The organism is Streptomyces sp. NPDC015139 (genome assembly GCF_043079785.1).
Taxonomy (GTDB): domain Bacteria; phylum Actinomycetota; class Actinomycetes; order Streptomycetales; family Streptomycetaceae; genus Streptomyces; species Streptomyces albidocamelliae.
In genome coordinates this window covers 207,321-231,319 of the sequence record NZ_JBIBUW010000007.1, presented here as the reverse complement: position 1 = coordinate 231,319, position 23,999 = coordinate 207,321, and the positions used below count along the sequence as shown (strand labels likewise).

Annotated in this window: 18 protein-coding genes; 8 read left to right on the top strand and 10 right to left on the bottom strand. The window is 71.8% G+C overall.

The genetic code is table 11. The features are described 5' to 3' along the window. Position 1: 1 nt before the first annotated feature. The 3 genes from ACF08B_RS20960 to ACF08B_RS20950 are packed head-to-tail and all read right to left on the bottom strand — an operon-like array spanning position 2 to position 4,586. Positions 2 to 946 (bottom strand): hydroxymethylglutaryl-CoA lyase, encoded by a 945-nt coding sequence (locus ACF08B_RS20960; protein WP_392318727.1) that lies wholly within the window; start codon positions 944 to 946, stop codon positions 2 to 4. Continuing rightward, positions 943 to 2,958 carry an acetyl/propionyl/methylcrotonyl-CoA carboxylase subunit alpha gene (locus ACF08B_RS20955; RefSeq protein ID WP_392318726.1) on the bottom strand — a complete coding sequence of 672 codons (2,016 nt, stop codon included), beginning with the start codon at positions 2,956 to 2,958 and terminating at the stop codon, positions 943 to 945. The genes ACF08B_RS20960 and ACF08B_RS20955 overlap by 4 nt, the downstream gene beginning before the upstream one ends. An 11-nt stretch (positions 2,959 to 2,969) precedes the next feature. Next, entirely contained in the window at positions 2,970 to 4,586 is a 1,617-nt protein-coding gene (locus tag ACF08B_RS20950) for a carboxyl transferase domain-containing protein (protein WP_392318725.1), read from the bottom strand. Positions 4,587 to 4,683: 97 nt separating this feature from the next. Between ACF08B_RS20950 and ACF08B_RS20945 the strand changes: the two genes are divergently transcribed. The 3 genes from ACF08B_RS20945 (at position 4,684) to ACF08B_RS20935 (ending at position 7,530) form a co-directional block, all read left to right on the top strand. After that, the gene (locus ACF08B_RS20945) at positions 4,684 to 5,283 is read left to right on the top strand and encodes a TetR/AcrR family transcriptional regulator (protein ID WP_392318724.1); all 600 of its coding nucleotides are present in this window, start codon (positions 4,684 to 4,686) and stop codon (positions 5,281 to 5,283) included. A 186-nt stretch (positions 5,284 to 5,469) separates the two neighbouring features. Further along, entirely contained in the window at positions 5,470 to 6,627 is a 1,158-nt protein-coding gene (locus tag ACF08B_RS20940; protein ID WP_392318915.1) for an acyl-CoA dehydrogenase family protein, read from the top strand. A 36-nt stretch (positions 6,628 to 6,663) separates the two neighbouring features. Then, the gene (locus tag ACF08B_RS20935) at positions 6,664 to 7,530 is read left to right on the top strand and encodes an acyl-CoA thioesterase (protein ID WP_392318723.1); all 867 of its coding nucleotides are present in this window, start codon (positions 6,664 to 6,666) and stop codon (positions 7,528 to 7,530) included. Between the two features lie 52 nt (positions 7,531 to 7,582). On the opposite strand, the gene ACF08B_RS20930 is transcribed toward ACF08B_RS20935, so the two are convergent. Both ACF08B_RS20930 and ACF08B_RS20925 read right to left on the bottom strand, forming a co-directional pair. Beyond that, the gene (locus ACF08B_RS20930) at positions 7,583 to 9,874 is read right to left on the bottom strand and encodes an FtsX-like permease family protein (RefSeq protein ID WP_392318722.1); all 2,292 of its coding nucleotides are present in this window, start codon (positions 9,872 to 9,874) and stop codon (positions 7,583 to 7,585) included. Then, entirely contained in the window at positions 9,871 to 10,488 is a 618-nt protein-coding gene (locus ACF08B_RS20925) for an ABC transporter ATP-binding protein (protein WP_256339572.1), read from the bottom strand. The genes ACF08B_RS20930 and ACF08B_RS20925 overlap by 4 nt, the downstream gene beginning before the upstream one ends. Before the next feature lie 404 nt (positions 10,489 to 10,892). Between ACF08B_RS20925 and ACF08B_RS20920 the strand changes: the two genes are divergently transcribed. Next, positions 10,893 to 11,207 (top strand): hypothetical protein, encoded by a 315-nt coding sequence (locus ACF08B_RS20920; RefSeq protein ID WP_392318721.1) that lies wholly within the window; start codon positions 10,893 to 10,895, stop codon positions 11,205 to 11,207. Positions 11,208 to 11,363: 156 nt separating this feature from the next. Here the strand turns inward: ACF08B_RS20920 and ACF08B_RS20915 are convergent, their stop codons facing one another. Both ACF08B_RS20915 and ACF08B_RS20910 read right to left on the bottom strand, forming a co-directional pair. Next, positions 11,364 to 12,152: a phosphatase gene (locus tag ACF08B_RS20915; RefSeq protein WP_093696433.1), complete on the bottom strand. Its 789-nt coding sequence runs from the start codon at positions 12,150 to 12,152 to the stop codon at positions 11,364 to 11,366. A gap of 79 nt (positions 12,153 to 12,231) precedes the next feature. After that, the gene (locus ACF08B_RS20910) at positions 12,232 to 13,770 is read right to left on the bottom strand and encodes a PucR family transcriptional regulator (RefSeq protein ID WP_392318720.1); all 1,539 of its coding nucleotides are present in this window, start codon (positions 13,768 to 13,770) and stop codon (positions 12,232 to 12,234) included. Between the two features lie 218 nt (positions 13,771 to 13,988). Between ACF08B_RS20910 and ACF08B_RS20905 the strand changes: the two genes are divergently transcribed. The 4 genes from ACF08B_RS20905 to ACF08B_RS20890 all read left to right on the top strand — a co-directional run bounded on the left by ACF08B_RS20905 (position 13,989) and on the right by ACF08B_RS20890 (position 18,478). Further along, on the top strand, positions 13,989 to 15,449 hold the full coding sequence (locus ACF08B_RS20905) for a sodium:solute symporter (RefSeq protein WP_392318719.1): 1,461 nt from the start codon (positions 13,989 to 13,991) through the stop codon (positions 15,447 to 15,449). A gap of 56 nt (positions 15,450 to 15,505) precedes the next feature. After that, the gene (gene speB, locus ACF08B_RS20900; RefSeq protein WP_073900511.1) at positions 15,506 to 16,477 is read left to right on the top strand and encodes an agmatinase; all 972 of its coding nucleotides are present in this window, start codon (positions 15,506 to 15,508) and stop codon (positions 16,475 to 16,477) included. 5 nt (positions 16,478 to 16,482) lie between these two features. Continuing rightward, entirely contained in the window at positions 16,483 to 18,168 is a 1,686-nt protein-coding gene (locus tag ACF08B_RS20895; RefSeq protein ID WP_392318718.1) for a thiamine pyrophosphate-binding protein, read from the top strand. Positions 18,169 to 18,346: 178 nt separating this feature from the next. Next, entirely contained in the window at positions 18,347 to 18,478 is a 132-nt protein-coding gene (locus ACF08B_RS20890) for a hypothetical protein (RefSeq protein ID WP_392318717.1), read from the top strand. Positions 18,479 to 18,508: 30 nt separating this feature from the next. Here ACF08B_RS20890 and ACF08B_RS20885 read toward each other — a convergent pair whose 3' ends face one another. The 3 genes from ACF08B_RS20885 to ACF08B_RS20875 are packed head-to-tail and all read right to left on the bottom strand — an operon-like array spanning position 18,509 to position 23,705. After that, positions 18,509 to 18,937 (bottom strand): hypothetical protein, encoded by a 429-nt coding sequence (locus ACF08B_RS20885; protein WP_392318716.1) that lies wholly within the window; start codon positions 18,935 to 18,937, stop codon positions 18,509 to 18,511. 8 nt (positions 18,938 to 18,945) lie between these two features. Then, positions 18,946 to 23,334 (bottom strand): DUF6531 domain-containing protein, encoded by a 4,389-nt coding sequence (locus ACF08B_RS20880; protein ID WP_392318715.1) that lies wholly within the window; start codon positions 23,332 to 23,334, stop codon positions 18,946 to 18,948. After that, positions 23,331 to 23,705, bottom strand: coding sequence for a hypothetical protein (locus ACF08B_RS20875; protein ID WP_392318714.1), 375 nt, complete (start codon positions 23,703 to 23,705; stop codon positions 23,331 to 23,333). The genes ACF08B_RS20880 and ACF08B_RS20875 overlap by 4 nt, the downstream gene beginning before the upstream one ends. Positions 23,706 to 23,999: the final 294 nt, after the last annotated feature.

Here is a 23,999-nt window from a genome sequence, read left to right as displayed (position 1 = left end):
ATCACTGGTCCTTGTGGGAGAGAGCGCGGACGGTGCGGGACGGGCTGGGCCGTCCCAGCTGTTCGGCCATCCACACGCTGGTGGCGGTCAGACGGCCGAGATCGACCCCGGTCTCGATGCCGAGGCCGTGCAGCATCCACACGAGGTCCTCGGTGGCGAGGTTGCCGGTGGCGGACCTGGCGTAGGGGCAGCCGCCGAGGCCGCCCGCGGAGGCGTCCACGGTGGTGACGCCGTGCTGCAACGCGGCCAGCGTGTTCGACAGCGCCTGGCCGTAGGTGTCGTGGAAGTGCACGCCGATGACGTTCGTCGGCACACCCAGCTCGTTGAGCAGACTGAGGAGTTCGAGCACATGGCCCGGGGTGGCGACGCCGATCGTGTCGCCGAGGCTCAGCTCGTCGCAGCCCATGTCGCGCAGCGCCGTGCAGACGCGGGCCACCTGGTGCAGGGGGACCGGCCCCTCCCACGGGTCGCCGAAGCACATCGACACATAGCCGCGCACATGCAGGCCCGCGTCCTTCGCGTGGCGCACCACCGGCTCGAACACGGCCAGCGACTCGTCCAGCGTGCGGTTGAGGTTGGCCTTGGCGAAGGACTCGGTGGCGCTGGCGAACACGGCCACGCGCTCGGCGCCGAGGGCCAGCGCCCGGTCCAGGCCGCGCTGGTTGGGGACCAGCACCGGCAGGTCCACCCCGGGCAGACCGCCGAGCATCGGGAACAGCTGCTCGGCGTCGGCCAGCTGGGGCACCCACTTGGGGTGCACGAAGCTGGTCGCCTCGATCGTCGTCAGGCCCGCGTCGGCGAGCCGGCGGACGAACTCCGCCTTGACCGCGGTCGGTACGGCCGTCTTCTCGTTCTGCAGCCCGTCGCGGGCGCCGACCTCGTGGATCCGCACCCGCGCGGGCAGGTCCTGGGCCGGTACGACCATGGGCAGCGGCTCGGCGCTCATTCCGCCTCCTCCGTGGGCGCGATGACGGCCAGCACCTGGTCCATGGCGACCGTCGATCCCGGGGTCACGTCCAGTTCGGCGACCGTGCCGGCGTGCGGGGCGGAGATGACGTGCTCCATCTTCATCGCCTCGACCACCAGCAGGCTCTGGCCCGCGGTCACCTCGTCGCCGACCGCCACCTTCACCACGGTCACCGTGCCGGGCATCGGGGCGGTCAGCGAGTCGGCGCCCGCGTGCGCGGACCGGGTGAGGGAGTCGGCCACCGGATCGTGGTCGCGCACCTGCCAGGTGTCGCCGTCGCGGCCCAGCCAGGTGCCGTCCGGCAGGACGGCGAAGGTGTGGGTGAGGCCGTCGAGCCGGAAGGTGAACCGGTGCCCGGCGCCGGACCGCACGGTCGTGCCGCCGGACCCCCTAAGCGGCTGGTCCGTCCCGGGGAGCAGCAGTTCCGTGCCGCCGCCCGGTGTGCTGCGCACGCGGACGGTCACGGCCTCCTGACCCGGTACCCGCAGGTGGTGCGGTGTCCAGGCCGCCTCACCGCCCAGCCGCCAGCCGTCGGCCGCGGCGAACGGGTCTGTCCAGCCGGAGCCGCCGGCGGGCACGAGCGCGGCATGGCGCAGCAGCGCCGCCGCCGCGTACACCTCCGCCGGCACGCCGTCCGGGACGAGCCCGTCCACCTCGCGCTCCACCAGTCCGGTGTCCAGCTCGCCCGCCATCACCGCCGGGTGGGCCAGCAGCCGGCGCAGGAAGCCCGCGTTGGTCTGGACGCCCAGGGTGACCGTCCCGGAGAGGGCCGCCCGCAGCTTGCGCAGGGCCGTCTCGCGGTCGGGGCCGTGGACGATGACCTTGGAGAGCATCGGGTCGTACAGGCTGCCGACCTCGGTGCCCTCGCTGAGGCCGGAGTCGGTGCGGACGCCGTCCCCCCGCGGCTCGTCGAGCAGCAGCACCGTGCCGCCCGAGGGGAGGAAGCCGCGCGCCGGGTCCTCGGCGCAGATCCGGGCCTCGACCGCGTGTCCGGTCAGCGTGACGTCGTCCTGCGCGAAGCCCAGCGTCTCGCCGGCCGCCACCCGCAGCTGCCACTCCACCAGGTCCAGCCCGGTGACGAGTTCGGTGACCGGGTGCTCCACCTGGAGACGGGTGTTCATCTCCATGAAGTAGTACTGCGAGGGGTCGCCGCCGGGCACGATGAACTCCACCGTGCCCGCACCGCGGTACCCGCACGAGCGGGCCGCCTGCACGGCCGCCTCGCCCATCGACGCACGCGTGGCCTCGTCGAGGAGCACGCTCGGCGCCTCCTCGATGATCTTCTGGTGGCGCCGCTGCAGGGAGCACTCGCGCTCGCCGAGGTGGACCACGCTCCCGTGGCCGTCGGCCAGCACCTGGATCTCGATGTGCCGGGGCCGGTCGATCCACCGCTCCACCAGCAGGGTGTCGTCGCCGAAGGAGGCGCGGGCCTCACGGCGGGCGGCGGCGATCTCCTCCTCCAGCGCGCTCACCTCGCGCACCAGGCGCATGCCCTTGCCGCCGCCTCCCGCGGAGGGCTTCAGGAGCACCGGCACCCCGATGTCCCGGGCGGCCGCGGCGAGTTCGCCGTCCGACAGCCCGCTGCCGCTCGAACCCGGCACGACCGGGACCCCGGCCTTCTGCACGGTCTCCTTGGCCCGGATCTTGTCGCCCATGAGCGCGATCGCGTCGGCCGGCGGGCCGATGAAGACCAGCCCCGCCTCCTCGCACGCGCGCGCGAAGCCCGCGTTCTCGGCGAGGAAGCCGTACCCGGGGTGGACGGCCTGGGCGCCGGTACGGGCGGCGGCCTCCAGCAGCCGCTCCACCGACAGATAGCTCTCGCCCGCGGGCGCCGGACCGATCCGTACCGCGGTGTCGGCCTCGCGCACGTGCCGCGCGTCGGCGTCCGCGTCGGAGAAGACCGCCACCGAGCGCACGCCCAGGGAGCGGAGCGTACGGATGACGCGTACGGCGATCTCGCCCCGGTTGGCCACCAGCACTGTGTCGAACACGGTTCCCCTCCTCACATCCGGAAGACGCCGAACTGGGGGTCTCCCAGCGGCGCGTTGGCACAGGCCGTCAGGGCGAGTCCCAGCACCTGACGGGTCTCGAGCGGGTCGATCACGCCGTCGTCCCACAGGCGGGCGGAGGCGTAGTAGGCGTTGCCCTGGCGCTCGTACTGGGCGCGGATCGGCGCCTTGAAGCCGTCTTCGGCATCGGCCGGCCAGTCCTCCCCGCGCGCCTCCAGCTGGTCCCGCTTGACCGTGGCGAGGACGCTGGCGGCCTGCTCGCCGCCCATGACGGAGATCTTGGCGTTGGGCCACATCCACAGGAAGCGGGGGGAGTAGGCCCGGCCGCACATCGAGTAGTTGCCCGCGCCGTACGAACCGCCGACCACCACGGTCAGCTTGGGCACGCGCGTGCAGGCGACGGCCGTCACCATCTTGGCGCCGTGCTTGGCGATGCCGCCCGCCTCGTAGTCCTTGCCCACCATGAAGCCCGAGATGTTCTGCAGGAACACCAGCGGGATGCCGCGCTGGTCGCACAGCTCGATGAAGTGGGCGCCCTTCTGGGCGGACTCGGAGAAGAGGATGCCGTTGTTGGCGACGATCCCCACCGGGTGGCCGTGGATCCGGGCGAAGCCGGTGACCAGGGTCTGCCCGAACTCGCTCTTGAACTCGGCGAACCGGGAGCCGTCCACCACGCGCGCGATGACCTCGCGCACGTCGTAGGGGGTGCGGGAGTCGACGGGGACGGCGCCGTAGAGGCCGTAGGGGTCGACCTTCGGCTCGACGGCCGGCCGGACCTCCCAGGGCAGGGACCGCCGGGCCGGCAGTGTGGCGACGATGTCGCGCACGATCCGCAGGGCGTGCGCGTCGTCCTCGGCGAGGTGGTCGGTGACTCCGGAGACCCGGGAGTGCACCTCGCCGCCGCCCAGCTCCTCCGCCGTCACGACCTCGCCGGTGGCCGCCTTCACCAGCGGCGGACCGCCGAGGAAGATCGTGCCCTGGTTGCGGACGATCACGGCCTCGTCGCTCATCGCCGGGACGTACGCGCCGCCGGCCGTGCACGAGCCGAGCACGGCCGCGATCTGCGGGATCCCGGCGCCGGACATCCGGGCCTGGTTGTAGAAGATGCGCCCGAAGTGGTCGCGGTCCGGGAACACCTCGTCCTGCATCGGCAGGAAGGCGCCGCCGGAGTCGACCAGGTAGACGCACGGCAGCCGGTTGTCCAGGGCCACCTCCTGCGCGCGCAGGTGCTTCTTCACGGTCATCGGGTAGTACGTGCCGCCCTTGACGGTGGCGTCGTTCGCGACGATCACGCACTCGCGCCCGCTGACCCGGCCGATCCCGGCGATCACACCGGCGGCCGGAGCCTGTCCCTCGTACATCCCGTCGGCCGCGAGGGGGGCCAGCTCCAGGAAGGGCGAGCCCGGGTCGAGCAGCGTGTCCACCCTGTCCCTCGGCAGCAGCTTGCCGCGCGCGGTGTGCCTGGCCCGGGCCTTCTCGCCGCCGCCGAGCGCCGCGGCGGCCAGCTTGCCGCGCAGCTCCTCGACGAGCGCGAGATGGCCCTGTTCGTTGGCCCGCCAGGCCTCCGACGCGGGATCTGCCGCGCTCCGAAGCTCCGGTGCCTCCTGCATCCTGCGGTCCCCTCACCCGGTGGTCGAACCTGTTAATGAGCGTTAACCATTTCCATCAGGTTAACGACCGCTAACCTCCCTGTCTAGAATTGCCTGCATGGTCACCAGAACCGACGCCCCGACCCGGCGCGAGCAGATCCTCAAGGAGGCCGCCCGGCTCTTCGCCGAGCGCGGCTTCCACGGTGTGGGGGTCGACGAGATAGGCGCGGCGGTCGGCATCAGCGGCCCCGGCCTGTACCGCCACTTCCCGGGCAAGGACGCGATGCTCGCCGAGCTGCTGGTCGGCATCAGCGGCCAGCTGCTCACGGGCGCCAAGCGCCGTCTGGCGGAGGCCGACGGGGCCACCGGCGCCCCCGAGGTCCTGGACTCGCTCATCGAGGGCCACATCGACTTCGCCCTCGACGACCGCCCGCTGATCACCCTGCACGACCGTGAGCTGGACCGCCTGCGCGACAGCGACCGCAAGCTGGTGCGGCAGCTCCAGCGGCAGTACGTCGAGCTGTGGGTGGAGGTGGTCCGCGAGGTCTACCCGGTCCTGACCGAGCCGTCGGCCCGCTCGGCCGTCCACTCCGTCTTCGGCCTGCTGAACTCCACGCCCCACCTGGGCCGCGCCGGCACGCTGCCCGGCCGCGGGGCCATGGCGACGCTGCTGCACCGGATGGCGCGCGGGGCGTTCGCGGCGGCCGGGGAGCGCTAGGCCTTCCCTCGGCAAAGCCGTCGCGTACCGCCGGAACCGCTGCCGGGACGGAGACCCGCCTCGGTCCGCCGTCGTGCCCGGCGTGACGAGCGTTACGGGCGGATACCCCTGGACGGGGTACCTACCCGCCGGTACGGTTGAGTGAGCAAGCGCTTAGACATGCCGAGGTACGTGGAGGTGGGCGGCGTGCGCCGTACGGTGTTCAACGAGGATCACGAGGCGTTCCGGGAGACCATCCGCGCCTTCATCGAGGCCGAGGTCGTACCCGTGTACGACGAGTGGTTCGCCGCCGGCCAGGCGCCGCGCGACTTCTACTACAAGCTCGGCGAGCTCGGCATCTTCGGCATCAACGTGCCCGAGGAGTTCGGCGGCGCGGGCATGGAGAGCCACAAGTTCGAGGCCGTCCTCTACGAGGAGACCGCCCGCGCCGGCGTCCAGTTCGGCGGCTCCGGCGTGCACGTGCTGCTCGCCCTGCCGTACATCAAGATGCTCGCCACCGACGAGCAGAAGAAGCGCTTCCTGCCGAAGTTCGTCAGCGGCGAGGAGATGTGGGCGATCGCGATGACGGAGCCGGGCACCGGCTCCGACCTCGCGGGCATGAAGTCCACCGCCAAGCTGTCCGAGGACGGCACGCACTACGTGCTCAACGGCGCCAAGACCTTCATCACCGGCGGTGTGCACGCCGACAAGGTGATCGTCTGCGCCCGTACGGCCGCGCCCACCGCCGAGGACCGCCGCCACGGCATCTCGCTGTTCGCCGTGGACACCAAGTCCGAGGGCTACTCCGTCGGCCGCAAGCTCGACAAGCTCGGCCTGAAGACCTCCGACACCGCCGAGCTGGCCTTCGTCGACGTCAAGGTGCCGGTCGAGGACCTGCTCGGCGAGGAGAACAAGGGCTTCTCCTACCTCGGCCACAACCTCGCCTCCGAGCGCTGGGGCATCGCCTTCGGCGCCTACGCGCAGGCCAAGGCCGCCGTCCGGTTCGCCAAGCAGTACGTGCAGGACCGCACCGTCTTCGGCAAGCCGGTGGCCCACTTCCAGAACACCAAGTTCGAGCTGGCCGCCTGCCAGGCCGAGGTGGACGCCGCCGAGGCCGTCGCCGACCGCGCCACGGAGGCCCTGGACGCCGGTGAGCTGACGCCCGCCGAGGCCGCCTCCGCGAAGCTGTTCTGCACCGAGGTCGCCCACCGCGTGATCGACCGCTGCCTCCAGCTGCACGGCGGCTACGGCTACATGAACGAGTACCCGATCGCCCGCCTGTACGCGGACAACCGCGTCAACCGCATCTACGGCGGCACCAGCGAGATCATGAAGTCGATCATCGCCAAGGACATGGGTCTGTAAGGTCCCCGCAATCACCGGCGGGTACAACTACAAGCCATGAGTCAGGCACTCCAGGATCTCCTCGATCTGCTCGACCTCGAGCAGATCGAGGAGAACATCTTCCGCGGCCGGTCCCGCGCCGCCGTCGTCCCCCGCGTCTTCGGCGGGCAGGTGGCGGCGCAGGCGATGGTCGCCGCCGGCCGGACGGTCCCCGCGGACCGGCCCGCGCACTCCCTGCACGCGTACTTCCTGCGCCCCGGTGATCCGGGCGCGCCGATCGTCTACACGGTCGACCGGATCCGCGACGGCCGGTCCTTCACCACCCGCCGCGTGGTCGCCGTGCAGCACGGCAAGCCGATCTTCCACCTGTCGGCGTCCTTCCAGGTCCACGAGGAGGGCCTCGACCACCAGGCGACGATGCCGCCCGCACCGGACCCGGCGACCCTGCCGACCTCCCAGGAGCGGCTGCGCGGGTACGACCATCTCGCGCCGGACGTGGTGGAGCGGTTCCTGGAGGCCCGCGAGGCGATCGACCTGCGGTACGTGGACGAGCCGCCGTACGGGCGCTTCGGCGAGCCGCGCGAACCGCACTCCCAGGTGTGGTTCCGCACCAACGGCAAGCTCGACGACGACCCCCTGCTGCACGTCGTCCTCGCCACCTACGTCTCCGACATGACCCTGCTGGACTCGGTGCTGCTCGCGCACGGCCGCGGCGGCTGGGCCGTCGGCGACGTCGTGGGGGCGTCCCTGGACCACGCGATGTGGTTCCACCGCCCCTTCCGCGCCGACGAATGGCTGCTGTACGACCAGGAGTCGACCACCGCCCACGGTGGCCGCGGCCTCGGCCAGGCCCGCATCCACACCCAGGACGGCCGCCTCGCGATCACGGTGATCCAGGAGGGCGTGGTGCGCGTCCCCAGGTGACGCGCACCACCCGCCGGCCCATGCCCGGGACGGCCGTGGGCGGGCCGACGACTCAGTCCCGGCGGATGAGTTCCGGATCGATACGGCGTCCCACCAGCGGCAGGGTGCCCAGGGCCGCCACCGCGACCACCCCCAGCGCCGCGCAGGCCAGGACCGGGATCCCGGCGAAGTCCCAGAAGACCTCACCGCCCCCGGTGACCAGATAACTGGACTCGGCGAGCTTGCCGGTCACCAGGGCCAGGACGAGGCCGACGGCCAGCGGCAGCACCACCTGGGTGCTCTGCACGGCGCGCAGCGTGCGGGCCCGCGCCCCGATCAGGGTGATCGCGGTGACCTGGGCACGGCGCTCGACGGCCCGGTCCGTGACGGCGACCAGGAACGCGGCGACACCGATCACCAGACCCATGATCATGCCGAGCACCAGCAGGGTCTCGATCACGGCGATCTGCTGCAGGCTGTCCACGTTGACGCCGACCGGCTCCACGGAGACCGTCGGCGCGACGCCGCCGATGCCGTCCAGGACCCCGCGGACCACCCGCGGTTCGGAGTCGCTGTCGAGGACGAGGGAGCCCGACCGCGGACGGGCGTGCGCCGGCAGCGCCGTCGGCGGAACGATCATCGACGCGTCGCCGATCGCCGACGGGTCGTACGGACGCATGACGACCGTGGCCGAAGGGATGGTCAGGGTGACCGCCACATGGCGCCGGCCGGTCCGCAGCTCGAAGGGGAACGAGGCGCCGGGGCGCATGTCCGGATCGGCCGAGCTGTTCGGGTCCACCAGACGCATGACCCGGCCCTCCCGGCAGCCCTCGGTGTGCCGCACCAGCCGGGTCAGCTGGGCGCAGGTGGCGACCAGCGCGGTGGCCCGGGGCGGGATGCCGGCGGGCCCGGGCTTGCTCCAGGAGACCATCGTCCGGGCGTGGGCGCGGACTCCCGGTATCCCGGCGAGCCGGCTCTCCTGCTCCTCGGACAGGGCCGACAGCGGCAGGGAGTAGTCCTGGACGGGGTTGCCGGGCTTGCTGACCTGCTCGAACTCGATCAGGACGCCCTGGGCGAGAGAGGCCGCGTACACCAGCAGGACCAGGCCGGTGACGACCCGCATGGTGCTGCCCGGCTCGACCTCGTTGCGGCGCATGGCCAGGTTCAGCGTCAGGGACCGGGTGGTCCCGGCCACCTTGCGGGCGAGGAGGTACGACAGCCACGGCAGGGTCAGCACCAGGCCCGACCCGGTCAGCAGGACTCCGCCCACGACGAGGACCGCGAAGATCCCGTCGCTCGTGGCGGGGTGGTCCGTGAGGCCCGTCGCGCAGAAGCCGGAGACGATGCCAAGACCGGTGACCAACAGCAGCCCGCCCCACTTCGAGGGGGGCTTCGGCACGGCCGTACGGCGGACCGCCAGCGGGTTCGCCGCGGCGCTGCGCGCACTCGCCCGTCCGACGAACCAGGCGAGAGCCGGGCAGCCGAGGAGGCAGACGACGACGGTGGTCCAGGACAGGCTGCCGTCGGCCGGGTACCAGCGCAGCGCGGGCAGGCCGGGGCGGGACATCGCCTGGTTGAGGAGCCAGTACTCGCCGAGTCCGAGCACGGCGCCGAGCAGTGCCGCGGCCACGGTCTCGGCGGCGTTGACGCGCTGGGTGCCCCTGGTGCTCAGGCCCAGCAGGCGCAGCGAGGCCAGGCGGCGGGTACGGCTGGCGGCGGAGAGCCGGGCGCATACCGACAGGAAGACGGCCAGGGGCAGCAGGACCAGCGTGACGAGGGCGAAGCGGAGGTTGGTGAGGGTGGAGGGCTCGACCACCGGGACGGGGGCGTAGGGGTAGCCGAAGGACCGCAGCGCCCCGGTGTCCGGGTCGTGCGCGAGGGCGGCCCGGGAGGTGCCGACGTAGGCGTAGAGCTCGTCCGGATCGCCGAGGCCGGCCCCGCCGATCCGGCCCTTCTCGCGTCCCGGCAGCAGCCCCTTGAGGGCCGGCTCCGCGCGCATCAGTTCGTGCAGGCGCGGGGAGACGAACAGCTCGCCGGGGCCGGGGAGCGCGTCCAGGCCGGGCGGTGGCTGGGGGGTGTCCTTGTCGCCGCGGGCCACGAACACCCGGGTGAACGGCTGGGAGCCGTGCGGGTCCCGCCGCTGCAGTACGAGCGTCGAGCCCGGCTGCGCCTTGCCGGCGGAGGTCGTCTGCGGTTCGCGGGCCGCGGTCCGTCCGTCGTGCGCGTCCAGGATGGCCGGGATCGTCAGCACGAGGGCGAGAGCGCACACGCCGAGGGAGCTTCCGACGGCCATGAGGAAGAAGCGGACGCGGTTGCCCCGGCCGGCGCCGGACAGCAGCCGCAGGCCGAGCAGGAACTCCCTCACGCCGCACCTCGCGGGGTGAGGACTCCGTCGGCCATGGCGTAGTGGCTGTCGGCCTGCGCGGCGACCGCGGGATCGTGCGTCACCAGGATCACGGCCGTGCCCTGAGAACGTGCCAGGTCGAGGAACTCCCGCAGTACGGCGGCGGCGTTGGCGCTGTCCAGCGAGCCGGTCGGCTCGTCGGCGAAGACCACCGCCGGGCGGTGCACCAGGGCCCGGGCGACCGCGACACGCTGACTCTGACCGCCCGACACCTGTGAGGGCCGACGCTCGCGCAGCTCGCCCAGACCGAGCCGGTCCAGTACCCGGCCGGCTTCCGCCAGGGCGTGCTTCTTGCTCCGCCCGGCCAGACGCAGCGGCAGGGCCGCGTTCTCCTCGACGGTCAGCTCGGGCAGCAGCTCGCCGTACTGGAAGACGAAGCCGAAGCGCTCACGGCGCAGCGCACTCATCTCCTCGTCGGGGAGCTCGCCGAGTACGCGCCCGTCGAACCGCACCTGGCCGCGCGCGGCGGGCAGAACCCCGGCCAGGCAGTACAGAAGCGAGGATTTGCCGGAGCCGCTCTGCCCGGTGACCGCCGCGACCTCGCCGGGCGCGACGGAGAGATGAGCACCGTGCACGGCCCGCCTGGTGCCGTAGAAGAGGTCGACTCCGACGGCGGAGATGATGTGTGAGCTGCTGATGTCTTCCCCCAGGTCGGGTCATGCCGGTCAGGCTCGTGAAATAGATGTGGCGCGATTAGTCGCCCGAGATGACGAGTGACGGGTGCGGTACTAGGCTCTTCGAGTGAAAGCCGCAAGTGCACGGCACACGCGGCCGACGAGGTCCCGGGGAAGCTCTGACCTCAGCCGTGACACCCGAGGCAAGGGGTCACAGGCGTCGGCCGGACCCAGGTGCCGCTCATGAGCCAGCGGCGACATCAGAAGACCGCGCCGCACTCTTTCCGTCTTTCCGTGCGGTGACGGCCATCCACCTCGTGACGTCCCCGTCGGGAACGTGCGAGAGACGATGGAAGGTACTTCCCATGCGAGCTACACGCACGAGGCGTCTTGTCGCGACGTCCGCAGCCGGAATCCTGCTGGCCGGCGGAGCCGCGATCGGGGCGGCGGGCACTGCCTCGGCGTCGGATCACGGCGACCACGGCTCCTACAGCGACAGCTGGGGCGGCCACAACGGCCACAACAGCTGGTGGGACGACGATGACGACGACTACGGCGGCGACCACGGTGGCTACGACCACGGTGGCGGCGGCTACGGCGGCGACCACGGTGGTGGCGGCTACGGCGGCGGAGGCCACGGCGGTGGCGGCTACGGTGGCGGAGGCCACGGCGGTCACTGACCCGAACACGATCTGAGGCGATGGTGCGGCCCTGCTCGCGGGGTCGCACCGTCGCGTCCGCCGACGGTCGCGCGGCTCCCAGGGCCTGTCGTTTGGATCACGCCCGCGGCCGACAAGGCACCGTGAGCCGGGCCGGCCTGATCCAGACGACAGGCCCTACGCCAGGCCGGCCCCCGCCAGCAGATACGCCGTCATGGGGTCGTAGTGGCGCGGGCTCACGACGTGGTCGTCGAGCGGCACGACCACCTGCACGGTGCCCTCGGACTCGCCGAGGAACAGCGCCGGGTCGTTGCAGTCGGCGTATCCGACGGAGTCCAGGCCGTGTTGGCCCGCGTACCCGGCCCAGCCGTGGTCGGCGACGACCAGGTCCGGCAGCGGACGCCCCGCGCGCTCGAGCCCGTTCAGGATGGCGCGCATCGGCTCGCCCGAGTGGGTGTGCCACAGCGTCGCCCCGTGCTCCAGCACCGCGACGTCGGCGAACTGCATGACGTACCCCTCGTCCGTCTGCAGCCCCTCCGGGATGACCACGATCTCGCAGCCCGCGGCCCGCAGCGCGTCGGCCGTGGCCCGGTGCACGTCCAGCAGGCCGCCCGGGTGGCCGGTCGCGAACAGCACCCGCTGCTGCCCCTCGGCCGCCTTGCGCAGCCGCGCCGCCATGCGGTCCAGCGCGTCCACGGTGAGTTCGGGGTCGATGGTGTCCTGCCCGTACCGGTACTCGGGATCGTCGTTGACACCCACCCGTTCGGCCATGACCGCGAGCACGTCCTGCTCGTCCGTCCAGCGGTCGCCCAGCTCCAGGCCGAGCCAGAAGTTGCGGACACCGTTGGCGAGCTGACGGTAGTGGGAGAGGTTGTTCTCGCGGGGCGTGGCGACGTCCCCCGCGATACGGGTCCTCACCAGGTGGTCGACGAGCTGGGCGCGGCTGGGTGTCCCGGATATCGGCATGCCTCCCATTGTGGGGCAGCGCGCCGCGGGCGTCCTCGGCATATCGCCCCGTGGGACGGGGGTCACTCGGCTCCCGCCCTCAGCCCCGCCGCAGCGCGAACCACAACTCCATGCGGACGTCCGCGTCGTCCAGATCGGTGTCCAACAGGGCGGCGCAGCGGGCGATCCGCTGCCGCACGGTGTTGCGGTGCACGTCCAGCGCCACCGCCGTACGGTCCCAACTGCCGTGCAGGGAGAGCCAGGTGCGCAGTGTCTCGGCGAGCGCGGCCTGCCCCGCGAGGGGAGCGAGCAGCGTGCGGGCGTGCGACTCGGCGTCCGCGCGCGGCACCAGGTCCTCCAGCGCCGGCCGGGCGGCGTGCCGGACCAGCGGGGTGCGGGTGGCGCGGGCGCGGGCGAGGGCGCGGGCCGCCTGGGTGTCGGCGGACGGCCACTCGGACGGCTCGGCCGCGGCGCTCACCCCGAGGGTCCAGCCGGGCTGCGGTTCCGGTTCGCGCCCGGCCGGCACCAGCACGCGTACGACGTCACGGGCCAGGTCGACCAGGGGGGAGCCCAGGGCGGCGCCGAGGGCGGAGGCGGCGACGGCGTCCGGCGCCTGGGAGTCCGGCCGCGCGTGCACGACCCGCCACCCGCCCTCCCCGCCCAGCAAGGGCGCCGCCTCCTCCGGCGGAGCCCCCAGCAGCAGCCGTACCAGGGCGGAGGACCGGGCCGCCCCGGCCCCGCTCTGGTGCTCACCGGTCAGCAGGGACAGCAGGACGGCGGCCACGGAGGCGATGGTGTGGTCGCCGGGTTCGCGCCGGGTGGTGGCCACGCCCAGCACGAAGCCCTCGCCGGCGCCGAGGGCGTAGACGGCGAGATGGGACGGGCCGAGGGTGTCGGTGGCGGACGCCGGCAGCGGCCGGGAGGCGACGGGAGCGCCGCCCGCCGCGTGGTCCGCGCCCGCCGCGGCCGGCGGTCTCACCACCCCTGCCAGCTCCGCCAGCGCCGGCCGCACCTCCCGTGCGGCATCCCGGCCCGCCCCCGCGACCTCCGTGCCGTCCGGCCCGTACAGCACCGCGCGCCCGCCCAGGCGCTGGGCCAGCTGCCGCAGGACGGCGGGGACGGGATCCGGGCGCGCGGCCGCCGCGGCCAGGCTCTGCTGGGCCTCGGTGACGCGCCGCAGCTCCGCCAGACGGGCCTGTGCCATCAGCTGCCACACCGCGCGGGCCACCCCGGAGAAGGTGGTCTGCGGCGGGACCTCCAGCAGCGGCAGGCCGTGACGGTCGCAGGCGGTGACCAGCGCGGGCGGCACCGTGTCGTGCACCGGAACCAGCCCGAAGCCGAGGGCCGCGCCGCCCGCCGCGACGATCCGGGACACGTAGTCGTCGAAGTACGTGCCGCTTCCGGCCGCCTCCGGGATGTGCACCCCGGCCGTCAGCAGCAGCTCGCCCCCGAGCAGGTACGGGTACGGGTCGGCCATCTCCGAGGTGTGCGCCCAGTGGATGACGGTGTCCGGGTCGGTGGGGCCCGCGATCTGCCGCAGGCCCAGGTCCTCCCGTGCCAGCAGGGCCGTCAGCGGGACCGGTGGGGTCGGTGGGACGGCTGGGGTGATCGTCTCCGGCATGATGTGCGTTTCCTCCATCCCACCCCGTTCATATGGATGAAACGTACTCTTCGCAGTCGCTTTCCGGCCACCTAGGGTCAACACGGAACGGCAGCCGCGGGTACGGGCGGATGTCCCCGCGATCCGCTGCCGTCACCCCCGCTCCGGAGGAAGCCCTCAACCCGAGGACCCCCTCCCGAGGAACCCCCACGTCTCTGCACGACACGCCACCGACAGTGCGCGAAGGAGGGCCCCACATGGCCGTCGACTACACAGTGATCGTCGTCTATCTCGCCGGCATGCTGGCCATGGGCTGGTGGGGCATGCGCCGCGCCAGGTCGAAGAGCGAGTTCCTGGTCGCCGGCCGGCGCCTCGGCCCCGTGATGTACTCGGGCACCATGGCCGCGATCGTCCTCGGCGGCGCGTCCACCATCGGCGGCGTGGGCCTCGGCTACCAGTACGGCCTCTCCGGCGCCTGGATGGTCTTCACCATCGGCCTCGGCCTGCTGGCCCTGTCGGTGTTCTTCTCCGCCCGCATCGCCCGCCTGAAGGTCTACACCGTCTCCGAGATGCTGGACCTGCGCTACGGCGGCCGGGCCGGGGTGATCTCCGGTGTGGTCATGTGGGCGTACACCCTCATGCTCGCGGTGACGTCCACCATCGCCTACGCCACGATCTTCGACGTCCTGTTCGACATGAACCGGACCGTCGCGATCATCCTCGGCGGCTCGATCGTCGTCGCCTACTCCACCCTCGGCGGCATGTGGTCCATCACGCTGACCGACATGGTCCAGTTCGTCGTCAAGACGATCGGCGTGCTGCTCCTGCTCCTGCCCATCGCCGTGGTCAGGGCGGGCGGCTTCTCGGAGATGAAGGCCAAGCTCCCCACCTCGTACTTCGACCCGCTGGGCATCGGCGGCGAGACGATCTTCACGTACGTCCTGATCTATACGTTCGGCATGCTGATCGGCCAGGACATCTGGCAGCGCGTGTTCACCGCCCGCGGGGACCGGACCGCCAAGTGGGGCGGCACGGTGGCCGGAACCTACTGCCTGGTCTACGCCCTCGCCGGCGCGGTGATCGGTACGGCCGCCAAGGTGATCTACCCCAAGCTGGGCAGCCCCGACGACGCCTTCGCCACCATCGTCAAGGACGAACTGCCCGTCGGCGTGCGCGGCCTGGTGCTGGCCGCCGCCCTCGCCGCCGTGATGTCCACGTCCTCCGGCGCCCTGATCGCCTGCGCCACGGTCGCCAACAACGACATCTGGTCCCGGCTGCGGGGCGCGGTGCGCCGCACCGACGACACCCATGACGAGGTCAAGGGCAACCGCGTCTTCATCCTGATCATGGGCATCGGCGTGATCGGCACCGCGATCGCCCTGAACAACGTGGTCGAGGCGCTGACCGTGGCCTACAACCTCCTCGTCGGCGGCCTGCTCGTGCCCATCCTCGGCGGCCTGCTGTGGAAGCGCGGCACCGTCCAGGGCGCGCTCGCCTCGGTGATCGTCGGCGGCCTCGCCGTGATCGGCCTGATGGCCGGCTACGGCATCCTCGCCAACGAGCCCGTCTACTACGGCCTGCTGGCCTCCCTCATCGCCTACGTCGCCGTGTCCCTGGCGACGAAGCCCACCGACGCGGCCGTCCTCGCCACCTGGCGCGAGCGCCTGGCCGGGCGGAACCCCGAACTCGTGTCCGAACCGGTCCCGGCTCACCAGTAGAGTCGTATGAGAAGCAGTACATGCGCGACGAAGCGCAGGAAAGAAGGCATTTCATCATGAGCAGCAACGAGACGCCCCGCGGCCCCGTCGACTCCTCCCGCATCCCGCGGTACGCCGGTCCCGCGACCTTCGCCCGGCTGCCCCGCCTCGACGAGGTCGGCACCGCCGACGTCGCCGTCGTGGGCGTGCCGTTCGACTCCGGCGTCTCGTACCGGCCGGGCGCCCGCTTCGGCGGCAACGCCATCCGTGAGGCGTCCCGGCTGCTGCGCCCCTACAACCCCGCGCAGGACGCGTCCCCCTTCGCCCTCGCGCAGGTCGCGGACGGCGGCGACATCGCCGTGAACCCGTTCAACATCAACGAGGCCGTCGACACCATCGAGGCCGCGGCCGACGACCTGCTCGGCACCGGCGCCCGTCTGATGACCCTCGGCGGCGACCACACCATCGCGCTGCCGCTGCTCCGCTCGGTCGCGAAGAAGCACGGCCCCGTCGCCCTGCTCCACTTCGACGCCCACCTGGACACCTGGGACACGTACTTCGGCGCCGAGTACACGCACGGCACCCCGTTCCGCCGTGCGGTGGAGGAGGGCATCCTCGACACCTCCGCCCTCTCCCACGTCGGCACCCGCGGCCCGCTGTACGGCAAGCAGGACCTCACCGACGACGAGAAGATGGGCTTCGGCATCGTCACCTCGGCCGACGTCTACCGCCGGGGCGCCGACGAGGTGGCCGACCAGCTCCGCCAGCGCATCGGCGACCGCCCGCTGTACATCTCCATCGACATCGACTGCCTCGACCCGGCCCACGCGCCCGGCACCGGCACCCCGGAGGCGGGCGGCATGACCTCCCGCGAGCTGCTGGAGATCCTGCGCGGCCTGGCCTCGTGCAACCTGGTCTCCGCGGACGTCGTCGAGGTCGCGCCGGCGTACGACCACGCGGAGATCACCTCGGTCGCGGCCTCGCACACCGCGTACGAACTCACCACCATCATGAGCCGTCAGATCGCGGCGGCCCGGAAGGACGCGTAAGCGCAGTGACTCACGACCACGACCTGGTACTCCGCCCGACGGCGGCACAGATCTCGACCGCGCTGAACCCGCCCCCGGGGCGCAACGGCGGAGACCTGGTCGTGGAAACCCTGGCCGGGCTCGGCGCGACCACCGTCTTCGGCCTGCCCGGCCAGCACGCCCTCGGCATGTTCGACGCCCTGCGCCGCTCCTCCCTGCGCTACATCGGCCTGCGGGTGGAGAACAACGCGGGCTTCGCCGCGGACGCGTACGGCCGGATCACCGGTGAGGCGGCCCCGCTGCTGCTCTCGACCGGCCCGGGCGCGCTGACCTCCCTGGCGGCGCTCCAGGAGGCGGCGGCCGCCTCGGCCCCCGTCCTGGCGATCAGCAGCCAGATCCCGACGGCCGGTCTCGGCGGCGGCCGCCACGGCTACCTCCACGAACTCCCGGACCAGGCGGCCTCGTTCCGCGGTGTGGTCAAGTCCGTCCACACGGTGCGCAGCCAGTCCCAGATCCCGTCCGCGATCGCGGCGGCCTGGAAGTCGGCGCTGACGGCTCCGCACGGACCGGTGTGGGTGGAGATCCCGCAGGACGTCCTCCTCGCCGAGACCGGCCTGCCGGTGGTGACGGCGATGGACGCGACCCCGGACGACCTGGCGCCGCGCCCCGAACTGACGGCGGTGGCGGCGGACCTGCTGTCCCGCGCGGCCCGTCCGGCGATCATCGCGGGCGGCGGCGTCGTACGCGCGGACGCCTCAGGAAAGCTGCTGCAGCTGGCCGAGAGGCTCGACGCCCCCGTGGTGACCACCTTCGGCGGCAAGGGCGCGTTCCCCTGGCAGCACCCGCTGTCGATGCAGTCCTGGCTGGAGGACCGGTACACCACGGACCTCCTGGAGGACGCGGACGTGCTGCTGGTGGTCGGCTCGGGCCTGGGTGAACTCTCCTCGAACTACCACACGTTCAAGCCGCGTGGCCGGGTGATCCAGATCGAGGCCGACCTCGGCAAGCTGGAGTCCAACCACCCCGCCCTCGGCATCCACGCGGACGCCCGCCTCGCGCTCCAGGCGCTGCTGGAGACGGTGTCGCCGCGCGAGGACGACCAGGCGGCCGGCCGGGTACGGGACCTGCTCGCCCGGGTCGCGGAGCGCATCGCCGCCCAGGAACTCACCCTGGAACAGGACGTGCTGGCCTCGGTCCGCCGCGCCCTGCCGGCCGGCTCCCCGTCCTTCTGGGACATGACGATCCTGGCGTACTGGGCGTGGTCGGCCTTCGACGCGCGCGGTGCCAACACCATGCACTCGGCGCAGGGCGCGGGCGGCCTCGGCTACGGCTTCCCGGCGGCGCTGGGCGCGGCCGCGGCGGACCCGTCCCGCCCGGTCCTCGCGGTCTCCGGCGACGGCGGGGCCCTGTACTCCATCGCCGAGCTGGCGACGGCGAGGCAGTACGACCTGCCGGTCACCTGGCTGATCGTCGACGACGGCGGCTACGGCATTCTCCGCGAGTACATGACCGACGCCTTCGGCCAGTCGACGGCGACGGAACTCACCCGCCCCGACTACGTGGCCCTGGCGGAGTCCTTCGGCGTCCCGGGAACCCGCACGACCCCGGAATCCCTGGAGACGGACCTGACGAAGGCCCTCGCCACCCCGGGCCCGTCGGTGGTCGTACTCCCGGCGGTGCTGCGGATGTTCGCGGCGACGCATCTGGATTGAGTCCGTGCCGCCGGGGCCTGGGCATGTCTGCCCTGCATGAGCGTTCCGCCCACAGTCGACTGGCCCCCGGTGAGCGGCTCCTGGCATACGGCTCCGTCGTCTCCGCCAAGGGCGTCGGTGTCGGCGCGGTGGTCGCGAACCGGCTGGTCAACTCTTGTGGGAGGTGCAGCGGGCCTGGGTGACCCGGGTCGAACGCCGGCCCCGGACACAGCTGATGGCCCGCTTCCGCCTGCACTTCACCGACGGCTCCTGGCTCGCCTTCCTCACCATGCGCCGCACGATCGAGCAGTTCCGCGAACTCATCGGCTGAGCCCGGCCGGTCCCTCTCGTCTCCCTGTTCCTACCTCAAGAGGTCGTCCTCGAAGGGGTCACCGTAGGAACCCCACTCGAAGTCGTAGCCACCCGTCGCGCTGTCGAAGGAGACGCGCAGCCCACGCTCAGGGAGGCCGAACTCCTCCCTGAGCCAGCCGTCCATGGCCAGGGCTGCCGCTTCCGACCGGAAGTGAGCGAGTGGATAGGTGAGTGCGGTGACGCGCAGCACGAGTCCTTCGGTGTGCCGTGCCATCAGATCGGACGCGTGCGCGGCCAGCCCGAAGGACAGCCAGGAGACGTCGCGCCAGTGCATGCCGCTGGGCGGTGCGAGACGAATCTTCCGGTCCACCTGCAGGAGGAAACCGTCATCGGTGCCCGGCGAGGCCCACTCGGCGGTCAGATCTGCGGCGAGACCTCCGAGCGGACTGCGGAAGCGGTATCGGAAGGTGCGGCTCACGGACTTTCCTAGAATTTCAGTAGATGGAAAATTGATTTATTGAAGTAGTTTTCGGGTTGGCCCATTCCCGTCGGCGCCCGGACGTAGTCATAGCCGTGCGGGGTTCCCTCACCCCACACCAGGCTGTGCTTGTCCGCGAATGCGGTGGCCTCGTCCTCGCTGATCGCGAGCAGGTCGATCCTCTTGAGATTGGCGAAGTCGTCCGCACCGATCCTGAAGGGGACGATCTCCACGTTCGCGCCACGCCCACTCACTCGTTCGAAGTATCGCTCCGCGTGGGCACGTGTCTCCCACGAGTAGACACCTTCACCGTACGCCGCGCGATGCATCTCCGAGGGCCAGGGCGTTCCGTCTCCCCGCAAGCGCGCCGCGTTCGCGGGGTCCTGCACGGTGTAGAACTCGTGGTAGTCCGGAGCCAGGCCCAGACTGTCGGAACCGGTCAGCGGCGTCGGAACGTAGGCACTGGGGTTGGGGGCCGGTTCGAGGCCGAGCGGATCCGCGGTGAGATAGCGCGCGGTCTCGGGATCGTAGTGGCGGAAGTAGTTGAAGTGGAGGCCGGTTTCCGGGTCGTAGTACTGGCCCGGGAAGCGCAGGGGCGTGTAGGCCGTACTGTTCGCCGCCCATGCCGTCGTTCCCCACAGGGTGCTGCGGGTGCGCCAGGCGATCCGGCCCTGCTCGTCGACGAGTTCGCTCGGTGTGCCGACCAGGTCGGTGACGATGGCGAAGAACCGGGAGTCGATCTCGTCCTGGGACGCGTCGGCCGCGGTGATGCGCTCTGTCTGGGCGAGCGGGCGCAGGCCTTGGTGATCCCAGGTGAGCGTGACCGGGTGGGGCAGGCCGGCAGAGGTCGTCGTCTGTTCGCAGAGCGTGGTGCCGTCCCAGGTGAAGTCCACCCGTTCCACGACCGTCTCGCCGTCGTCCGCCAGGCGGAGCTTCGCCGTGCGGCGGCCCAGGGGGTCGTACGTGTAGTGCCAGCGGCTGCCGTCCGGGGTCACCACCGAGGTCATGCGGTCCTCGGCGTCCCATGCGTAGTGCCAGGTGTCCGGCTTGCGGGACAGACGCGTCTTCTGGCGGAGGGTGATGCGGCCCAGCGCGTCGTGTTCGTAGCGGACGTTGCCCGCCCGGGTGATGCGGGTGCCGGTGTAGGCGCGCGGGCCCACCGCCTCGCCGCCCGGGTGGTCCGCCGGCCAGGACGCCTGGGTCTGGTTGCCCGCCTCGTCGTAGGCGTACCGCTCCGTCCAGCCCGCCGCGTGGACCGCCGTCACCCGCCCCGTCGCGTCCAGGTCGAAGCGGCGGGTGCCGGAGAGCCGGTCCTCCGTGCCGATCACGTTGCCGTCGGCTCGGTAGGAGTAGCTCCGGTGCTGGACCGCGCGGCCTCCGGCGCCGGTCACCGACTGGGTCGTCAGGCGACCCAGTGCGTCGAAGGTGTGTTCCAGGGCCACCCCGCCGCCGATGTGACGGGACAGCTCGCGGCCCGCCGCGTCGTAGCCGAAGCTGATCGCGCGGCCCGACGCCACCATGCCCGTGCAGCGGCCTGCCGCGTCGTAGGACCAGCTGGTCGTCGCGCCGGTGGGGGTCGTGCGGCTGGTGCGGCGGCCCAGGGAGTCGTACGTGAGTCTCAGGGTGCGGCCGTCGACCGTCTCCGAGTGCAGGCGGCCGTAGCGGTCCCGCAGCATCGTCAGCGTGGTGCCGTCCGGGCCTCGTGCCTCGACGAGTTGGCCGGTCAGGTCGTAGGCGTACGTGGTGATCCGGCCCGCGGCGTTCTTCCTGAGCGTCTGGCCGAGTTCGTTGCGCTCGAAGGACACGGCCTCGCCGAGTGCGTTGCGGCGCCCGGCCAGGCGGCCGGCCAGGTCGTACGTGTACGTCAGCGTGCGGTCGTCGAAGTCCGTCTCGGCCACCAGACGGCCGACCGCGTCGTACTCGTACGTCCACGTCAGGCCCTGCGGGTTCGTGACCTTCGTCAGGCGCAGTTCCGTGTCGTGGTCGAACTCGTGGCGCACCCCGTCCGGACCCGTGCGGGCCGTCAGCAGGTCGAAGTGGGTGTACTCGAAGCGGGAGACGCCGCCGACCGGGTCGGTGTGGCTGGTGCAGTTGCCCTCGCCGTCGAACGTCCACGCCTCCGTCGCGCCGTCGGAGGCCGTGCGGCGGGTCAGGTGGTCCTCGACCGACCATTCCAGCAGGGTCGTTCCGCCGGTCGGGTCCGTGATGGCGGTCGGGCGGCCGAAGGCGTCCCGTTCGTAGCGTGTGGTGGCGCCCAGCGGATCCGTCACCTCCACCGGGAGCCCCGTGCGGTCGCCGACGGCCTTCGTCGTGTTGCCGAGAGGGTCGGTCACCGCCGTCAGGTGGCCGGCCTCCGTGTACGTGAAGTGGGTCGTCTGGCCGGCCGGGTCCGTCACCGAGGTGCGGTTGCCCCGTTCGTCGTACGTCTGGCGGATCGCCGTGCCGTCCGGGTTCGTCACCTTCACCGGAAGCCCGAGACCGTTGTACTCCGCCGTCGCCTCACGGCCGTCCGGGCGTATGACCGAGACGAGGTTGCCCGCGTCGTCGTAGTGGAACCTCGTGGTGTGGCCCAACGGGTTCGTGGTGGAGAGCAGCCGGTTGTAGCGGTCCCGGGTGAAGTGGGTCGCCGCGCCCGAGGGGTCGATCTCCGTGACGACCTGGCTGTCGGCGTTGATGAGGTAGCGGCGGGTATGGCCTTCGCCGGTGACCGTGGTGGTGACGCGGTGGCCGGTGGCCGGGTCGGTGCCGTCGTAGGAGAGGCGCAGGGACATGTGACCGTGGGAACCGCCCTCGGCCGTGCAGCGGTCCCGGTCGTCGTACTCGTACGTGTACGAGCGGTCGTTGGTGTCGGTCCAGGAGGTGACCCGGGCCGCCTCGTCGTAGCCGAAGCGCAGGGGGAGGCCGGTGGAGTTGACGACCTCGGTCAGGTTGCCGTCGCGGTAGCCGTAGCGCTTGATCTCCTGGTCGGTGCCGTCCGGTGCCGCTCCTGCCAGGTGGAGGGCCGTGACCCGTCCGTCGAGCGTGGTGATTCTCAGCCGGTGGCCGCCGGAGGAGACGATCGCGAGCGGGGTGCCCTGGGCGTCGTACTCGAAGGAGAGCCAGTTGCCGTTGCGGTCGTCGATCTGCTCGATCACCGCCCGGTCCTCGCTCTGGTCGGCGAAGTGCCAGACGCGGCCCGCGCGGGGGTCGGCGACGGTGTAGCCGCCGTCCACCCGAGTCAGGGGCCAGCGGTTGCTGCCGTGGCTGGGCAGGGCCGAGGCACCGGGCTCGGGGTGGGGGTAGGAGAGGAGCAGGCCGGACTCGGTGACGAAGACGACGCCCTCGGCGTCGACGGCCAGATGCTGGTCGAGAGTGGAGGACCAGGAGGGGCCGAACCAGTGGCCCAAGCGGTACCCGGACTCCACGCGGCGGGTGAAGACGAGAGGCAGAGCGCCGGGGAGGGTGACATCGGTCTGCGGCAGGTACATCTTGCCGGTGACCAGGTCGACGGGGTCCGTGTTGTCGTCCTGGACCTTGTTCTTCGGGTTCTCCGCCGTGCCCTGCGGGTCGTCGCCCGCGGCCTGACGGGCGGCACTGCGGGCGTCGCCGGTCGCGGCCTGCTCACTGGTACGCAGGCCTGGGCCCAGCCCGTCGAGTTCGCTCGGCAGAGCACGGGCACCGGGGATGGAGATTCCGTCGAACAGAGCCCGGAAGCCGCCCGCCTCGCCCGCCACCCTGGCGATTCCTGCGCCGCCGCCGAAGGCGCCGCCGAAGACCATTCCGGCCGTCGCCGCGTCGCTCACCTCGTCGAGGTTGAAGCCCTTGCTCTCGCCGGTGGCCACGGCGACGGGCTGCGTGACGGCCAGGTCGACGGTGACCGACTCGATGCCGCCGATCGCGGCGGTGGCCAGGGTGGTGCCCGCGATCGTGGCCACCTCGGTGGAGAGGGCGACCCCCAGACTTCCGGCGAGTTCGACGATGCCCGCGGTGGCCGCCGCCGCGGCGGCCTCGGAGATGCCGGCTGTGAAGATGGCGAGGGCGGTGCCCGCGACGATGGTCGCGCCGACGATCTCCAGTTCGTGTTCGAGCTGCTTGACCGCCTTGTGCACGGCGTCCGCGTACTTGTCGAGCGCCTTGGCCATGTCGCGGGCGCCGTCGGCCATGTCCTTCAGCCAACCGTGGCCGTCGTGGTAGTAGCGACGCCAGTACGGGTCGTCGAAGGCCGAGATCGCCTCGCCCTTGTTGTTCTCGATGATGCCGCGGGCCGACTTGTTCGCCGCCGACAGCACGTCCTCCAGATCGTCGGCGAAGTCCCGCCACGCCTTGGCCGCGTCCCGCAGCCCGTCCTCGTCGGCGTCGGGCCACCACATGCCGGTGAGGTCCTGGACGATCTCTTTCGCCTTGTCGGCCGCGCTCACTTGCCGTGGCCTCCGGCCTCGCCGTGGTCCTTCACTTGGACCTTGCTGAACATCGAGCGGACGAGCTGCTCGTTGTCGATGTGACCGTCCGCCATGTCGACCATCGCCTCGCGGATGCTGGCGAGACCCTCGGCGAGGATGGACGCGGCATTCTCGATCTTCGTCACGTTCGGCCCGTAGGCCTTGTGGAACTCCTTGCCCTGCTTGTCGTCGCCCCACGGGGAACCTGCGGCCGAAAGTGCCGCCTTGAGCTTGGTCAGCGCTTTGGCGAGGTCATGGCTGTGCGTCTGGAAATGCGGAGCCGTCTTCTTCAGATCGGCCATCTTGATGTCGAGTATCTCGCCCCTGCCGGCGCTTCCCTGGTCAGCCATGGTGCCGTCCTGCTCCCCGTTGTGCGACTCACTGGCCCGAAGACCCTAACCGTGCACGGGAGTTCGCGATCGAAAGCGATATCAAGCGTCAGTAAAGATCGGTTCAAAACTGTGTACGCCGAGCGCGTCGAACGACGACCGGCTCCCGTGGCGTGCCAGGCCCCAAGTCCCTGGCGGAGGTACCCGGAACCTCGCCACCGTCCTGGGCGGCTGCCTAAACACGCCCGGGAGGAGAACGTCTTCACCGGTGTGAGTGACGAAGTGTGATGAGCGGACCCGGGCCCCGGGCCGGTG

Bases quoted from the DNA above. Each gene is read 5' to 3' on its own strand.
- ACF08B_RS20960 (WP_392318727.1), bottom strand. From the start codon at position 946: ATGAGCGCCGAGCCGCTGCCCATGGTCGTACCGGCCCAGGACCTGCCC.
- ACF08B_RS20950 (WP_392318725.1), bottom strand. From the start codon at position 4,586: ATGCAGGAGGCACCGGAGCTTCGGAGCGCGGCAGATCCCGCGTCGGAG.
- ACF08B_RS20945 (WP_392318724.1), top strand. From the start codon at position 4,684: ATGGTCACCAGAACCGACGCCCCGACCCGGCGCGAGCAGATCCTCAAG.
- ACF08B_RS20935 (WP_392318723.1), top strand. From the start codon at position 6,664: ATGAGTCAGGCACTCCAGGATCTCCTCGATCTGCTCGACCTCGAGCAG.
- ACF08B_RS20920 (WP_392318721.1), top strand. From the start codon at position 10,893: ATGCGAGCTACACGCACGAGGCGTCTTGTCGCGACGTCCGCAGCCGGA.
- ACF08B_RS20915 (WP_093696433.1), bottom strand. From the start codon at position 12,152: ATGCCGATATCCGGGACACCCAGCCGCGCCCAGCTCGTCGACCACCTG.
- ACF08B_RS20910 (WP_392318720.1), bottom strand. From the start codon at position 13,770: ATGGAGGAAACGCACATCATGCCGGAGACGATCACCCCAGCCGTCCCA.
- ACF08B_RS20905 (WP_392318719.1), top strand. From the start codon at position 13,989: ATGGCCGTCGACTACACAGTGATCGTCGTCTATCTCGCCGGCATGCTG.
- speB (WP_073900511.1), top strand. From the start codon at position 15,506: ATGAGCAGCAACGAGACGCCCCGCGGCCCCGTCGACTCCTCCCGCATC.
- ACF08B_RS20875 (WP_392318714.1), bottom strand. From the start codon at position 23,705: ATGGCTGACCAGGGAAGCGCCGGCAGGGGCGAGATACTCGACATCAAG.